At 68.8% G+C, this 14503-nt stretch carries 10 protein-coding genes; 6 read left to right on the forward strand and 4 right to left on the reverse strand.

Going from position 1 to position 14503, the window contains the following annotated elements:
* Positions 1-24 precede the first annotated feature (24 nt).
* Entirely contained in the window at positions 25-1386 is a 1362-nt protein-coding gene (locus PJ250_RS02315; protein ID WP_271646950.1) for an MATE family efflux transporter, read from the reverse strand.
* 324 nt (positions 1387-1710) lie between these two features.
* On the opposite strand from PJ250_RS02315, the gene PJ250_RS02320 reads away from it, so the two are divergent.
* A complete protein-coding gene (locus tag PJ250_RS02320; protein WP_271646951.1) occupies positions 1711-2904 on the forward strand; it encodes a DUF3667 domain-containing protein in 1194 nt (397 codons plus the stop codon).
* Positions 2905-2908: 4 nt separating this feature from the next.
* Here PJ250_RS02320 and PJ250_RS02325 read toward each other — a convergent pair whose 3' ends face one another.
* Positions 2909-3520: a DUF3106 domain-containing protein gene (locus PJ250_RS02325; protein ID WP_271646952.1), complete on the reverse strand. Its 612-nt coding sequence runs from the start codon at positions 3518-3520 to the stop codon at positions 2909-2911.
* Positions 3507-4586, reverse strand: a complete 1080-nt coding sequence (locus PJ250_RS02330; RefSeq protein ID WP_271646953.1) for a hypothetical protein — start codon at positions 4584-4586, stop codon at positions 3507-3509. Before PJ250_RS02330 ends, PJ250_RS02325 begins: the two co-directional genes overlap by 14 nt.
* Before the next feature lie 432 nt (positions 4587-5018).
* On the opposite strand from PJ250_RS02330, the gene PJ250_RS02335 reads away from it, so the two are divergent.
* Together PJ250_RS02335 and PJ250_RS02340 are read left to right on the forward strand one after the other, a co-directional pair.
* Positions 5019-7199: a primosomal protein N' gene (locus PJ250_RS02335; RefSeq protein ID WP_271646954.1), complete on the forward strand. Its 2181-nt coding sequence runs from the start codon at positions 5019-5021 to the stop codon at positions 7197-7199.
* Between the two features lie 157 nt (positions 7200-7356).
* The gene (locus PJ250_RS02340; protein ID WP_271646955.1) at positions 7357-8676 is read left to right on the forward strand and encodes an NAD(P)/FAD-dependent oxidoreductase; all 1320 of its coding nucleotides are present in this window, start codon (positions 7357-7359) and stop codon (positions 8674-8676) included.
* A gap of 223 nt (positions 8677-8899) precedes the next feature.
* Here PJ250_RS02340 and rpoH read toward each other — a convergent pair whose 3' ends face one another.
* Positions 8900-9781 (reverse strand): RNA polymerase sigma factor RpoH, encoded by an 882-nt coding sequence (gene rpoH / locus PJ250_RS02345; protein ID WP_271646956.1) that lies wholly within the window; start codon positions 9779-9781, stop codon positions 8900-8902.
* A gap of 447 nt (positions 9782-10228) precedes the next feature.
* Here rpoH and gndA point away from each other — a divergent pair, with 447 nt between their 5' ends.
* The 3 genes from gndA to PJ250_RS02360 all read left to right on the forward strand — a co-directional run bounded on the left by gndA (position 10229) and on the right by PJ250_RS02360 (position 14435).
* The gene (gene gndA / locus PJ250_RS02350) at positions 10229-11638 is read left to right on the forward strand and encodes an NADP-dependent phosphogluconate dehydrogenase (protein ID WP_271646957.1); all 1410 of its coding nucleotides are present in this window, start codon (positions 10229-10231) and stop codon (positions 11636-11638) included.
* A 152-nt stretch (positions 11639-11790) separates the two neighbouring features.
* Positions 11791-12684: an endonuclease/exonuclease/phosphatase family protein gene (locus tag PJ250_RS02355; protein WP_271646958.1), complete on the forward strand. Its 894-nt coding sequence runs from the start codon at positions 11791-11793 to the stop codon at positions 12682-12684.
* Positions 12685-12809: 125 nt separating this feature from the next.
* Complete coding sequence (locus tag PJ250_RS02360; protein WP_271646959.1) at positions 12810-14435, forward strand: sensor domain-containing diguanylate cyclase; 1626 nt, start codon at positions 12810-12812, stop codon at positions 14433-14435.
* Positions 14436-14503: the final 68 nt, after the last annotated feature.

Here is a 14503-nt window from a genome sequence, read left to right on the forward strand (position 1 = left end):
ACACGTCATGCGCGCCGATGGCAATCAGGTCATCCACGCCAGTCGGCGCCGGCTGTGGTGCAGGCGCCAGCCCATCAGCACCGCGGCGGCGGTCAGCCCCACGGTCAGTCCGATCCACATGCCGCGCGGGCCATAGCCCAGGCCCAGTCCCAGGCCAGCACCCAGGGGCATGCCAATGCCCCAATAGGACACCGCCGCCAGCAGCATCGGCACGCGGGTGTCCTTGAGCCCGCGCAGCGCCCCGGCGGACATCACCTGCAGCCCATCGGGAAACTGGAACACCGCCGCCAGCACCAGCAGGCTGCCGGCCAGGCCGGCCACCGCCAGATCGTCGGTATAGATGCCGGCGATCTGCTGGTGAAACAGCGCCAAGGCGATCGCGGCAAACGCCTGGGTGCCCAGCACGATGGTGTAGCCGGCCCGCACCGCGCGCAGCACGCCGGCCCCATCGCGGCGCCCCAGGGCGTGGCCCACGCGCACGGTGGTCGCCTCGGCCAAGCCCATCGGCACCATGAAGCAGATTGCCGAGATATTGATCGCGATCTGGTGCGCGGCCGCCGGCGTCGCCCCCAGCCGTGCGATCAACAGCGCGGTGGTGATGAACAGGCCGCCCTCCATCAGCACCGTCACCCCGATCGGCAAGCCGGTGCGCAGCAGGCCGGCGATCTGCGACCAGCGCGGCGGCTCCAGGTGCGCGAACAGTCCCAACGGCGCGAAGCGCCGCGACCGCGCCAGATAGGTGGCGAACAGCACGGCCTGGATCCACATCGTCACTGCCGAGGCGATGCCCAGTCCGCCGGCGCCCAGTTCCGGGAATCCGCCGACGCCGAACGCCAGCACATAGCCCACCGGCGCCAGCACGAACAGCCCGCCGAAGCCCAGCACCATCGTCGGCAACGTCCAGTGCATGCCTTCGCTGAGGTTGCGCATGCACAGGTACAGCGCCATCGCCGGCAGCCCCCAGCGGATGCCGTGCAGGAAGTCGCGCGCGCCCGGGACGATCTCAGGCGCGATGCCCATCGGCGCCAGCGCATACGGCGCCAGGCTCAGGAAAGCGAACATCGCCAGCCCCAGCCCGGCCGCCAGCCACAGCGCCTGGCGGAACAGCGGACCGATGCGGTCATGCTCGCCGGCGCCATCGTGGTGCGACACCGAGGCGGCCAGCGCCACCAGGGTGCCCATCGGTACCATCAGCGGTAGCCACATCAACGCCGTGCCGGTGGTCACCGCCGCCAGCGTGGCGGTGGCGTGGTGGCCGGCAATGATGTTGTCGACGAAGCCGACCAGGCCGGCCGAGACATGGCCGATGACGAGCGGCAAGGCGAGCCGGCCGGTGGTGCGCACTTCCTGCGCAAGGCCCGGCGTGGGCAAGGATTGGGCGGACATGAGAAAAACCAGACGCATCGGCTGCGATCGCGCGCGGGATGGGCGCTGGCATCGGGCCGGAAAGGACGGCTATCTTACCGCTCGCGGCGGCCCACTGATGCAATGGGGAAAGGCCACGCCTAGCCAACGCGCGTCTCTTGCGGGAATAACGAGGAAGTCCATGTCGATCAGCCACTGCGTGACGACGCAGCGCCGCGTGCGTGCCGGAGCAGCTCTTCGGGTTGCCGTATTTGGCGCTCGGACCACACTCGCACCCCAGCCAACTGGACCAGGCAACCCGAGCTGTCGCCATTGCATCTGCAGCCCGCTGGAAAGGACCTGGGCATGAACACGCCGGCCGGCGACCATGCCGCTCCTGCCGCCTGTGACAACTGCGCCACGCCGTTGACCGGCGAGTATTGCTCCCACTGCGGCCAGCATGCGCACAACCCGCTGCGCAGCTTCGCCCACGCGGTAGAGGACGTGCTCGAGTCGTTCTGGCACCTGGACGGACGCATCGTGCGCACCTTGCGCGACCTCCTGTTCCCGGGCCGGCTGGCGGTGCGCTTCCTGCGCGGGCATCGCGCCCCGTACGTGCCGCCGCTGCGTCTGTTCGTGGTGATGAGCGTGCTGACGTTCTTCGTGGCGCAGTACGCGTTCCACTGGGAAGGCGCGAACGTCTCGATGCCGGCGGTTGCCACGCTCGATCCCGCCGGGGCCAACCTGCCACCCAACCCAGGGGAGTTCGCCGAACAGACCACGGTGGCAGCGGTGGAGGCCGAGCGCGACGCCAAACTCGCCGACCTCGTCCAGGCCAACCGCCAGGTCGCCGGTGTGCCGGGCCTGGGACGGGTCACGCAGTTGGGCATGCGCAAGATCCGCATCGATGCGCAGGCCCGCATCCACCAGTTGGATCCGAACCAGCCGGCCACGCTCGCAGCGTCGACCGATGCTTCGAACGCAGCGCCCGACACGCCTGACGCGGACGACGACCTGCTGGGCCATTTCGATCCGGCCAGGAACCCGGTCCACATCGATGCCCTGCCCGGCTTCGCCAATCGCTGGATCAACAAGAAGCTGGCGCGCGCGCAGATCAACCTGCGCCGCTACAGCGATGATCCCGGCGAAGGCCTGCATGTGTTCATCGCCGCGATTCCCAGCGCGCTGTTCGTGCTGGTGCCGGTGTTCGCACTGTTGCTGAAGGTCTTCTACCTGGGCAGCGGCCGCGGCTACCTGGAGCACCTGGTCGTGGGCCTGTACAGCCACACCTACATGGTGCTGTCGCTGTTGGCCGTCTTCGTCCTGATGCTACTCGACGGCGCGCTCCCGGCCAGCGCTGGCTGGATGTCGTGGATCCTCGCCACCCTGCGCGTGTTACTGCTGCTGTGGGTACCGGTCTACCTGTGGCTCACGCAATACCGCGCCTATGGCGAACCCTGGTGGCTGACCACGATCAAGTACGTCGTGATCGGCAACCTGTATTTCGTGCTGGTCGGCGTGGCCACGCTCATGGTCGGCTTCAACAGCATGACGCACTGAGGCCTCAGCGCCTCAACCGCTCCTGCAACCAGCGGTCGCGGTCCTGCGCGGTGGTGGCGATCAGGTCCTGGCGCAGCGCGTCGCGCTCCTGGGGCGGGGTGCGCTGGGCCAGCACGGCCAGGTCCGCACGCTGCGGCGCGGTCATCTGGCGCAGTGCCGCCAACAGCGGCTGGCGTTCGGCCTCGGGCATGAAGGCCAGCAGCGGATGCAGCTTGGCGTAATCGGCGCCCAGGTCCGGTCCCAGCCGCCAGCCCGCCTGATCGGTCTGGTCGAGCGCGTCAAAGCGCGCCTGCATCGCCTGCCGCTGCGCCGGCGGCAGGGTGGACAGGATGGCGGCGGCCTGGCTCAGACGGGCGCGGGTCTGCGCGTCCAGCGCCATCCAGTCGGCGTAGGCGGCTCGCTGACGCGCACGCTCCAGGGGCGGCAATGCATCCCAGGCCACCATCCGGCGGGCGAACGCCGCGCGGCCGGCCTCGTCCAACACGGCCAGGCGCGCGGCGCGCTGGGCCTGGAGGGCGCTCAGATTCGCCCCCTCGTCGCCAGCCTGCGCGACCAGGGTCATCGTCACCACCGCCAGTGCGCCGGCGATCAGGGCCAGCGCGCTACGGGGTCGCATCGTCGCGCTCCTGGGCGGTGCCGGCCATGGCCTCGGCGGCTTCACGCTGCCGGTCCTGCGGCGCGGCGGCGTACCAGGACAGCATCCCGCTCCGGCGCGCCAGCGCCAGGCCGTCCGGGTCCATCAACAGGTCGAAATCCGGGTGCGAGAGCAGCACCTGCGGATCGTCGTAGTGGACACCGGCCTCGGTGTCTCCGGAAAGGGTATCGACCTGGACCTGGGCGGCGTCCTGCAAGCCCTGCTGGCCCCGGTCGCCGGACGGCGCGCCCGCAGTGGCAGGCGCGGCCAGACGACCTCCATGGGTGAACCACCAGCCCGCCGCAGCCAGGGCGCACAGGGCGACCAGTCCTCCCAGCACCCAGCCCCAGGGAAACGGGCGCGCGTCGCTGCGCGCGCGGCGGGGACGCGCTGCCGGACGCGGGCGCGTGGACTGCCCGGGTGTGGGTGCCGGGGTCGCAGCCGGGGCCTGCGTCGGCGGGGCCGGGCGGGGTGTCTGGCCCTGCACCAACGACTCGCGCAGACGCGACAGGTGCGCCAGCCGCTCTGGCGGAAGCGCCCGCAGGTGCTGCTGGATCGCCTCGGCCAGAGCGCGCCAGGCATCGGCATCGGGTTGGCCTTCCGCATCACGCGGACAGGCCCGGGCCAGCGCCTGACGATAGCCGGCCTGGTCCACGCCGAGCACCGCGCCGGCATCCTCTTCGTCCAGTCCTGCAACCAGGCGCAGGAGCAAAGCCAGGCGGTCGTCATCGGCCAGATCGGCCAGGTGATCCAGGGCGTCGGGCCAGCGCGCCTCCGGGTGCGCCTGGCGCAAAGGGGGTGCGGCGACCAGCAGCGACCAGAAGCCGCGTGGCCAGGCGGCCATCGGCTGCTCGCTGGCGTACTGGCGGAAGGCCCGCAGCGCGGCGGCCAGGGCGATCTCGCCGGTGTCGCGGCGGCCGCACTGGAGCTCGGCCAGGACCACGCCGCGTCGTTCGACCCCGCGCAGGAAGGCTGAGAGCGCGGCGGGGACGTCGTCGGTTGTGTTCAAGGGCAGGATCGGATCGGCAAGGCGGAATACGGGCGTCATGATAGGCGTGCCGACGCGGGTTGGGTTTGTCGACAAACGCCTTGACATTCGCCAAACATTCAAATTTCCCGGGATTCGACGGGGCTTGACTTCAAAGCGGTTGTGCACAGCAATCATTTTTCGTTCACCAAGCCCCTCGCAGGCGAGCACGGCGGTTCCCAAACACCAGGGTTCCACGCACAACTTGTTGTTCTATATGGAAAAAACCGGCTTGGCGTTTTTTTCACCAATGTGACGGATGCCTAACGACCACGCGAATTTACGCGTGGAGCACCCACGCCATGCACAGGCTTATCCACAGCCGATGTGGATAAGGGGGTTTTCCCAATGGCGACCGGGGGTTGCGCGTGGTTTGTCAGTGAAATGTCAGCTTTCTGACGCAAACGCACATGGCCCGGCTCGGGCGCAAGCGGTGACCTACACTTGCCGCCGATGTCCGCCGCTCTCGTCCTCCGCATCGCGCTGCCCGTCCCCCTGCGGCAGGCCTTCGACTACCTGCCTCCCGACGGCCACGCGGCCGGTCCGGGCGACATCGGTTGCCGCGTGCGCGTCCCCTTCGGCCATCGCGAGCTGGTCGGGATCGTGGTGGCGGTCGCGCCCGCGGATCCCGCGGCAGGCGCCTTGCGCAGCGCCCTGCAGATCCTCGACGCAGACCCGCTGCTGGTCGGCGAACTGCGCCGCTCGCTGCAGTGGCTGGCCAGCTACACCCACGCCCCACTGGGCGAGGTGCTGGCCACCGCCCTGCCCGGCCCCCTGCGCCACGGCGAGGCCCTGCCGACTCGCGAAGCCTGGCGCTGGCGCCTGACCGAAGCCGGCGTGACGGCCCGCGACCGCCTGCGCGCAGGCAGCAAACCGCGCCTGCTGGCCGAGGCCCTGGGCGGTGACGGCGTGGCCGAATGGCAACTGGACGACCTGCACCCGGGCTGGCGCACCGCCGCACGCAGCCTGGCCCAGCGCGCGTTCGCCGAGCGCATCGCCGAGGCCCCGCGGGGGTACGCCCAGCCGGCCCAGCCCGGCCCGGCGCTCAACCCCGAGCAAGAGGCCGCGGTGGCGGCCATCCCGGCGCAGGGGTTCGCCCCGATCCTGCTCGAAGGGGTCACCGGCTCAGGCAAGACCGAGGTCTATCTGCAGGCCATCGCCGCCTGCCTGGCCCGCGGCCGCCAGGCCCTGGTCCTGGTGCCGGAAATCGGCCTGACGCCGCAGACCCTGGCCCGCTTTCGCGCGCGCCTGGGCGTGGAGGTGTACGCACTGCACTCCGGGCTGGCCGATGGCGAGCGCGCCCTGACCTGGGCCGCCTGTCTGCGCGGCGAGGCGCGGGTGGTGGTGGGCACTCGCTCGGCGGTGTTCGTACCGCTGCCCGAGGCCGGGCTGATCGTGATCGACGAGGAACACGACGGCAGCTACAAGCAGCTGGACGGCATCCGCTACCACGCGCGCGACTTCGCCCTGGTGCGCGGCAAGGCCTTGGACATCCCCGTGGTACTGGGCAGTGCCACGCCCTCCCTGGAGACGCTGCACAACGCCCAGGCCGGGCGCTACGCGCACTTGCGCCTGACCACGCGCGCGGGCGATGCCAAGGCCCCCAACGTGCGCGTGATCGACGTGCGCAAGCGCCCGCTGGCGGCCGGACTCTCCCCCGAGACCCTGGGCGCGATCGCCGCCCAGCTGCAGGCCGGCGGCCAGGTGCTGGTGTTCAAGAACCGCCGCGGCTACGCGCCGGTGCTGCTGTGCCACGACTGCGGCTGGACCGCGCACTGCCATCGCTGCGACGCGCCGATGACCGTGCATGCGGCCGGCCGGCGTCTGCAGTGTCATCACTGCGGCCACCGCCAGGCGGCACCGCCGGCCTGTCCTGACTGCGGCGGGCTGGCGCTGCAGCCGCAGGGCGTGGGCACCGAGCGCCTGGAGGAACTGCTCGCCGATAGCTTCCCCCAGGTGCCGGTGCTGCGCATCGACCGCTCCACCACCGCACGCAAGGACGCGCTGGAGCAAGCGTTCGCCACGCTGGGCGACGGGCCAGGCATCCTGGTCGGCACCCAGATCCTGGCCAAGGGCCACGACCTGCCGCTGCTGACCCTGGTGGTGGTGGTGGGCGTGGACGAAGGCCTGTTCTCGGCCGACTTCCGCGCGGGGGAGAAGCTGGCGCAGTTGCTGATCCAGGTCGCTGGCCGCGCCGGTCGCGCCGCGCGCCCCGGGCAGGTCTGGCTGCAGACCCACCATCCGGGCCATCCGCTGCTGGAAACCCTTCTGTCCGGCGGCTACCGCGCGCTGGCCGACGCCGAGCTGCTGGACCGCCAGGCGGCCGGGTTTCCGCCGTTCGCTCACCTGGCGATGTTCCGCGCCGAAGCAAAACAGGTCGAGCACGTGCAGGCGTTCCTGCGCGCGGCCCGTGCCGCGCTGGCCAGCTTCGACGCGAGCGTCGAGCTGCACGGCCCGATGCCGGCGCCCATGCCGCGCCGGGCGGGGTTCCAACGCATGCAACTGCTGCTGTCCACAGCGCAACGCCCGCGCCTGCACGCGGCGCTGCAGGCGGCCCTGCCGGTGATCGACGCGCTGCCCGAGGCGCGGCGCGTGCGCTGGTCGTTGGACGTGGATCCCACGGACCTGTACTGAATCCGCGGCGGACACGCCGATGAGGGGATCTCATCAAAAAGTCGAATTGACGTGACGGCTCGCGCGGGTGCGGCATGACAGAATCCTGGGTATCGCGCGACAGGCTGAGCACACGCCCGGCGCCGCCAATGCTTTTCCAACTGCACCCCTCCCTCCCATGTCAGCTTCCACACACCATCTGGTCATTGTCGGCGGCGGTTTCGCCGGCCTGTGGGCCGCGCGCGCGCTCGACAACGCACCCGTGCGCATCACCCTGATCGACCGCCACAACCACCACCTGTTCCAGCCGCTGCTATACCAGGTCGCCACCGCCGGCTTGTCCGCGCCGGATATCGCCGCGCCACTGCGCCACATCCTCAGCGCCCAGCGCAACATCGAGGTCCAACTGGGCGAGGTCACCCATGTCGTTCCCGAGGCGCGCACGGTGGAACTGTCCGATGGCACCGTGATCGGCTACGACACGCTGATCCTGGCCACCGGCGCGGGCCACGCGTATTTCGGCAATGACCAGTGGGCCGAGCACGCGCCCGGCCTGAAGACCCTGGACGATGCCCTGCGCCTGCGCCGCGAGATGCTGGTCGCCTTCGAGCGTGCCGAGGCGGAGACCGACCCGGTCAAGCGCGCGGCCTGGCTGCACTTCGCCATCGTCGGCGGTGGCCCGACCGGCGTTGAGCTGGCCGGCACCCTGGCCGAGATCGCGCGTCACACGCTGAAGGACGAGTTCCGCCACATCGACCCGCGCGATGCGCGCGTGCGCCTGATCGAGGCCGGTCCGCGGGTGCTGCCCTCCTTCCCCGAGGACCTCACCGACAAGGCGCACGCGCAGCTGGAAAAGCTGGGCGTGGACGTCTGCACCGGCACGCCGGTCACGCACATCGACGAGCATGGCTACAAGCTCGGTGAGACGTTCTTCGCCGCGCGTACCGTGGTGTGGGCGGCGGGCGTGGCGGCCTCACCGCTGGCACGCTGCCTGGGCGTTCCACTGGACCGGGCCGGCCGCGTGCTGGTGCAGCCGGACCTGAGCGTGCCGGGCTACCCGGACATCTTCGTCGGCGGCGACCTGGCGGCGATCCAGCAGGCCAACGGCAAGCCGGTGCCCGGCGTGGCGCCAGCCGCCAAGCAGATGGGCAAGCACATCGCCAAGACGCTGCGCCAGCGGCTGGCCGGCAAGCCCGCGACGCCGTTCAAGTACAGCGACTTCGGCAACCTGGCCACCATCGGCCGCATGGCCGCCATCGTGCACCTGGGCAGGTTCAAGCTGTCGGGCCCGCTGGCCTGGTGGTTCTGGCTGGCCGCCCACGTGTACTTCCTGATCGGCTTCCGCAACCGCTTCGTGGTCCTGGTCAACTGGGCCATGGCCTACATCAGTTACCAGCGCGCCGCGCGCATCATCTTCGGCAGCGCGCCGAAGGAAAAGGTGCCCGACGACCATGGCGCCCAGGATCCCGTCGCCGAACAGCGCCGCGCCGCAGGCTGACCGGGCCGGCCGTGCCGGGATCGATCGTGCCGGGATCACGCAACCGCGCAGGGAAGCGCTTGCGCCGTTGTTCTCTTATGGCGGCCTCGGCCGCTCCCCATCACCGCCCCCATCGACGCGGCGTGGACCGGCCCCTCCGACACGTCCAGGGTCAGGGTGCGCAAGACCAATAAAAAACCCCGCCTGAGCGGGGTTCTTGTGCGTACTTTCCGGGCTGCCGGAATCAGGCCGCGAACAGCGCCTTCATCTTCTTGAGCGCGTTGGCCTCGATCTGGCGAATGCGCTCGGCGGAGACGCCGTACTCGTCTGCCAGTTCCTGCAGGGTGACCTTGTTGTCATCGTCCAGCCAGCGGCGGGCGACGATGTCGCGCGAACGCTGATCCAGGTTGGCCATGCCCTCGCGCAACAGTTCGAGCTGGCTGCCCTCGCTGTCGGCGCGCTCATAGGCCTGCGACGGATCTTCCTCACCCGCCACCAGGTAGTGGGCAGGCGACGGTGGCGCAGAGCGCTCCTCGTCCTCGTCGGCCGGGGCGTCGAAACCGATATCGCGACCGGACAGGCGCGACTCCATCTCGACCACTTCGCGCTCGGAGACGTTGAGGTCCTTGGCCACGGCGCTGACTTCGGCCGCGTTCATCCAGCCCAGGCGGGTCTTGGACTTGCGCAGATTGAAGAACAGCTTGCGCTGGGCCTTGGTCGTGGCGACCTTGACGATGCGCCAGTTCTTGAGGATGAACTCGTGCATCTCGGCGCGGATCCAGTGCACCGCGAAGGACACCAGGCGCACGCCCATGTCCGGGTCGAAGCGCTTGACGGCCTTCATCAGGCCGATGTTGCCTTCCTGGATGAGGTCGCCCAGCTGCAGGCCGTAGCCGCTGTAGCCACGGGCCACGTGCACGACGAAGCGCAGATGCGAGTGCACCAGTTCACGGGCGGCATCGAGGTCGTTGTCGTCGCGGAAGCGGTGCGCCAGCTCCTGCTCCTCATCGACCGTGAGCACCGGGATCTGGTGCACGGCGCCGATGTAGGCGTCCAGCGAGCCAAGCGGGCTGGGAATCGGGAGGTTGTTGGCCACCATGGCGGTGGCTGCGGAGGTCTGGTTCATGGCAGCGATATTAGCAATGTGGAGGTTCGACTGCTAAGGCCTGGAATGGTTCCCTTCGTTCTACCAAAAGGACAATCTTCCTGGATTTTGTTGTATTGCATTCACTTTTGGAAATACGACGCAAGACCAATCCAAATTTCATTTCGAATCAATCATTTGGCCGATACGACCGGCTCCAACGAGCTGCCTGACAATGACATGCGGGTCGTCAGGGCCGCGTTCAAGAGTCGAGCGCCTGGCGTTACATCCGACGAATGGTCGCCCCGGCCTCAGCCACCGGCCTGCACGGATCAAGACATCCGTCCCCGCAGTCCGCATCAGCAATCGCCGCCCTGTCGGACGCAGCGTCCCGCCGGGCACGGGACCGGCTGACGTCACGGTACCGGCGGCCTCGCTATCATGCGCGCCCATCTCACGCGGCACGGTCGCAAGGCACCTGGAGCACACATGAGCAAGCAACCTATCGGCGTGGTCGGCATGGCGGTCATGGGCCGCAACCTGGCCCTCAATATCGCCAGCCGAGGGCATAAGGTCTCCATCTACAACCGCAGCCGCGAGAAGACCGAGGAGGTCATGGCCGACAGCCCCGACGCCGGGCTGGTACCCACCTACACCCTGCAGGAATTCGTCGACTCGCTGGAAACCCCGCGCCGCATCCTGCTGATGGTCAAGGCCGGTGCCGGCACCGACGCGGTGATCGAGGAGTTGAAGCCGCTGCTGTCCAAGGGCGACGTGCTGATCGACGGCGGCAACACCTTCTTCCAGGACACCCGCCGCCGCAACCAGGAACTGGCCGACGCCGGCTTCCACTTCATCGGCACCGGCGTGTCCGGCGGCGAGGAAGGCGCGCTCAAGGGGCCATCGATCATGCCGGGCGGTCCCAAGGACGCCTATGAGCTGGTCGCGCCGATCCTGACCGAGATCGCGGCCAAGGCCGAGGACGGCACGCCGTGCGTGACCTACGTCGGTCCCGATGGCGCCGGCCACTACGTCAAGATGGTCCACAACGGCATCGAGTACGGCGACATGCAGCTGATCTCGGAGAGCTATGCGGTGCTCAAGCAGGCGCTGGGCCTGTCCAACGCCGAGCTGGCCGATATCTATACCCAGTGGAACGAAGGCGAGCTGGACAGCTACCTGATCGAGATCACCTCCAGGATCTTCCGCAAGCGCGATGACAGGACCGATGCCGACCTGGTCGACATGGTCCTGGACCGCGCCGCGCAGAAGGGCACCGGCAAGTGGACCAGCCAGAGCGCGCTGGACTTAGGCATTCCGCTGCCGCTGATCACCGAATCGGTGTTCGCCCGCATCGTGTCCTCGCTCAAGGACGAACGTGTGGCGGCGGCCAAGGTGCTGGCCGGGCCGGACGCGCCTGCGTTCGACGGCGACAAGGCCGCCTTCATCGAAGCGGTGCGCAAGGCGCTGTACCTGAGCAAGATCGTGTCCTACGCGCAGGGCTTCGCGCAGATGCGCGCGGCCTCGGACGAGTACGACTGGAACCTGCAGTACGGCGAGATCGCCAAGATCTTCCGCGCCGGCTGCATCATCCGCGCGCGCTTCCTGCAGAAGATCACCGAGGCCTATGCCCGCGACGACAAGCTGGCCAACCTGCTGCTGGACCCGTACTTCCAGAAGATCGCCGCCGATTACCAGGGCGCCTTGCGCGAGGTGGTGGGCACCGCAGTGAAGCTGGGTATCGCCGTGCCCTGCTTCGCCTCGGCCATCGCCTACTACGACAGCTACCGCAGCGCGCGCCTGCCGGCCAACCTGCTGCAGGCCCAGCGGGACTTCTTCGGTGCGCACACCTTCGAGCGCACCGATGCCGAAGGCAGCTTCCACGCTGATTGGAACTGATCGCCTGGGACCGGCCAAAGGTGTGATTCAAATCACATATTTGGCCGGTTCTGGCGCCCAATCACGTCTGGCGTGCGACCAATGTTGTGTTTCGGTCTGACGACATTTGCCTGAACATTGCATTCAGCAAATGTATTCACGCCGGAATCACGATGTCCCTGTTGCTTCGCTTATTGACCTCGCAGACGCGTCGACGCCGCCTGCGCCTGCTGTTGCTGGTCCTGGCCGCGCTGCCAGCGGCCTCGGTCCTGGCATCGCCCACGACGTTGAAGGTCATGACATTCAATGTCCGCACGCCGGTCGACACCGATGACAACCGTTGGGAGAACCGCCGCGATGTGATGGCCACGGTGCTGCGCACGCAGGCACCGGACGTGATCGGCACTCAGGAGTTGGTCAAGCGACAGGCCGATGACCTGATCGCCCGCCTGCCGCAGTACGCCTGGTTCGGCCAGGGCCGACGCGGCGGAGAAGATGATGAGCACATGGGCGTGTTCTACCGCACCGATCGCCTGCGCGTGCTCCAGTCCGGCGATTTCTGGCTGTCCGATACCCCGCAGGTGCCCGGCAGCATCAGCTGGGGGCATCCGCTTCCGCGCATGGTGACCTGGGCGCGCTTCCAGCGGATTGCCGACGGCGCGACGTTCACCCTCTACGACACCCATCTGCCCTATCGCGATGAGGACGAGGCCGCCCGCCTCAAGGGCGCGCGCTTGATCGCCGCGCGCCTGGAGGCGCTGCCAAAAGACGAACCGGTGATCCTGACCGGGGATTTCAACACCACGCCGGACAGCCAGGCCCATGCCGCGCTGACAGCCACGTTGCAGGATGCATGGACGGCTGCCCCGAAGCGAGCGGGCCCGGAAGGAACCTTCCACGATTTCACCGGCACGCCAGGGCGTCGGATCGACTGGATCCTGTCACGTGGGCTGGAACTCCGCTCGGTCGAAGCGATCACCTTCCACCAGGGCGCGCGCTATCCCTCGGACCATTTCCCGGTCGTGGCGGTGTTCGACCTGAAGCGCCCGCCTGCTCAGGACCACTAGCGCAACACGACGATCACGATCCGGCGGCCCCGATTTTCCCGGCGCGCGCCTCAAGTTGAGTCGAGACTGGTCGCTATCCCGGTCCAAGACTCCGCTCCTTCGGCGGGCTTAACACGCATAAGGCAATGACGTCCCACGCAGTGAAGCGCCTGGTCAGGCTGTTCCTCGCGCTGCTGCTGCTCCAGGGGCTGCTGGCCTGTGCGCCCGCCTCGCGCCCGGACGCCTACGTGGTCACCGGACATGCGGCCACAGACCAGGAAACGCCGCCCCAGTGCCGGCACCGGCACCGGCCGGACCGCACCCTGGTGACACTGCAGCCCCCGCCGGGGGGATGGCCTGGTGTTCCCCAGGCGGTGGTGGTGATGAACGTGTTCCAGGGTGAAGTGGAGATCCGCCACGACACCCGGGAGCGTTGCGGCACCCTGCAGGACGCGCGCACGCTGGACTCACGCTTCATGTCGGGGATGGGCATGGTGCTGGTGCCGGCCAAGGGCGATCTGAGTCCGATCCAGGTCGAGTTCGACCCAAGCCCCCTGCCCCTGTGGCGGCCGCTGGTCCGGCTGGGCCAGCCGGCAACGGTGCAGCGGCAGGACACCTTCCGCTTCTCGATGCGTGTCGCCTCGGTGGCGGTGATGCTGGCCCTGGTCATGTCCTCGATGCTGACCTTCCTGAGCACGCGCGAGCGCGCGTTCCTGTCCTATGCGGTCAGCTCGGCGCTGTTCGCGCTGTGGATGGCGCTGCTGTCCGGATTGTGGGCCTACCCGCGCCCCTGGCTGCCGCTCGGCGAGGCGTCCCTGCGTCTGGTGGTAGCCCTGCCCACCGCGCTGATCGGCATGACCGTGCGCATGCTCGTCCACCAGTCGGCGCCGGCGGCGCTGGCCCAGCCGCTGCGTCACGCGGCCAAGTGGCTGATGTGGCTGCTGTTCGCCTTGGCGGCCACCGCGCTGTTTTCCCCCGAAGCCTGGATCCCTGCCATGTCCATGCTGGACGAGGCGAGCTTCTACGCGCTGTGCCTGCTGCTGACGCTGCTCGCCTCATTCATCGTCTGGCGCGGGGAACGTGGCGGAATCACCACCGTGGCCTGCGTGGTGCCCTTCGTCCTGCTGGGCGTGTGGGAGTTGTGCGCGCCGCAGGCACTGGCGATCTGGAAGGTCGAGGCCATGATGCTGTGCGGGTGCTGGCTGGCCATCACCTCGAGCATGTCCCTGACCCTGCGCATGGGCAGCCTGCGCCGACAGCGCGACGAGATGCGGGCACTGGCCCAGACCGATGCACTGACCGGCTTGCATAACCGGCGTGCGGCCATGGAGACGCTTGCCGAGGCGGTCAACCAGGCCCAGCGCCAGGGCCATGCGCTGACCGTGGGCTTCCTGGACATCGACCACTTCAAGTCGATCAACGACCGCTTCGGCCACGAGACCGGAGACCAGGTCCTGCAGCATTTCGCACGCGCGCTGCGCACGGTGTTTCGCGATCAGGACTACGTGGCGCGCATGGGCGGCGAGGAATTCCTGGTCTTGCTTCCCGGCGTCGAGCCCCGTCACGCCGCCCAACGCATCCAATCCCTGGCCCCGCTGCTCAGCGGCATCGCCGCGGCGCTGGATCGCAGCGATCTGCACGTCACCGTGAGTGCCGGGGTCGCCGCACGGCGGGCCGGCGAGACCGATGCGAGCGCCCTACTGCAACGCGCCGACGCCGCCATGTATGCGGCCAAGCACGGTGGTCGCGACCGGGTCGAAGTCGCGCCCTAGCGCGCGTGGTCAATCCGGAGCGGTCCGCGCCATTGCCGCGAGAGCCCGGGGTTCGGAGCGGGATGACG

The organism is Pseudoxanthomonas sp. JBR18 (assembly GCF_028198165.1).
Classification (GTDB): Bacteria; Pseudomonadota; Gammaproteobacteria; order Xanthomonadales; family Xanthomonadaceae; genus Pseudoxanthomonas_A.

Excerpts from the sequence above, each read along its gene's own strand:
- PJ250_RS02315 (WP_271646950.1), bottom strand. The coding sequence starts at position 1,386 with ATGTCCGCCCAATCCTTGCCCACGCCGGGCCTTGCGCAGGAAGTGCGC.
- PJ250_RS02320 (WP_271646951.1), top strand. The coding sequence starts at position 1,711 with ATGAACACGCCGGCCGGCGACCATGCCGCTCCTGCCGCCTGTGACAAC.
- PJ250_RS02325 (WP_271646952.1), bottom strand. The coding sequence starts at position 3,520 with ATGCGACCCCGTAGCGCGCTGGCCCTGATCGCCGGCGCACTGGCGGTG.
- PJ250_RS02330 (WP_271646953.1), bottom strand. The coding sequence starts at position 4,586 with ATGACGCCCGTATTCCGCCTTGCCGATCCGATCCTGCCCTTGAACACA.
- PJ250_RS02335 (WP_271646954.1), top strand. The coding sequence starts at position 5,019 with ATGTCCGCCGCTCTCGTCCTCCGCATCGCGCTGCCCGTCCCCCTGCGG.
- PJ250_RS02340 (WP_271646955.1), top strand. The coding sequence starts at position 7,357 with ATGTCAGCTTCCACACACCATCTGGTCATTGTCGGCGGCGGTTTCGCC.
- rpoH (WP_271646956.1), bottom strand. The coding sequence starts at position 9,781 with ATGAACCAGACCTCCGCAGCCACCGCCATGGTGGCCAACAACCTCCCG.
- gndA (WP_271646957.1), top strand. The coding sequence starts at position 10,229 with ATGAGCAAGCAACCTATCGGCGTGGTCGGCATGGCGGTCATGGGCCGC.
- PJ250_RS02355 (WP_271646958.1), top strand. The coding sequence starts at position 11,791 with ATGTCCCTGTTGCTTCGCTTATTGACCTCGCAGACGCGTCGACGCCGC.
- PJ250_RS02360 (WP_271646959.1), top strand. The coding sequence starts at position 12,810 with ATGACGTCCCACGCAGTGAAGCGCCTGGTCAGGCTGTTCCTCGCGCTG.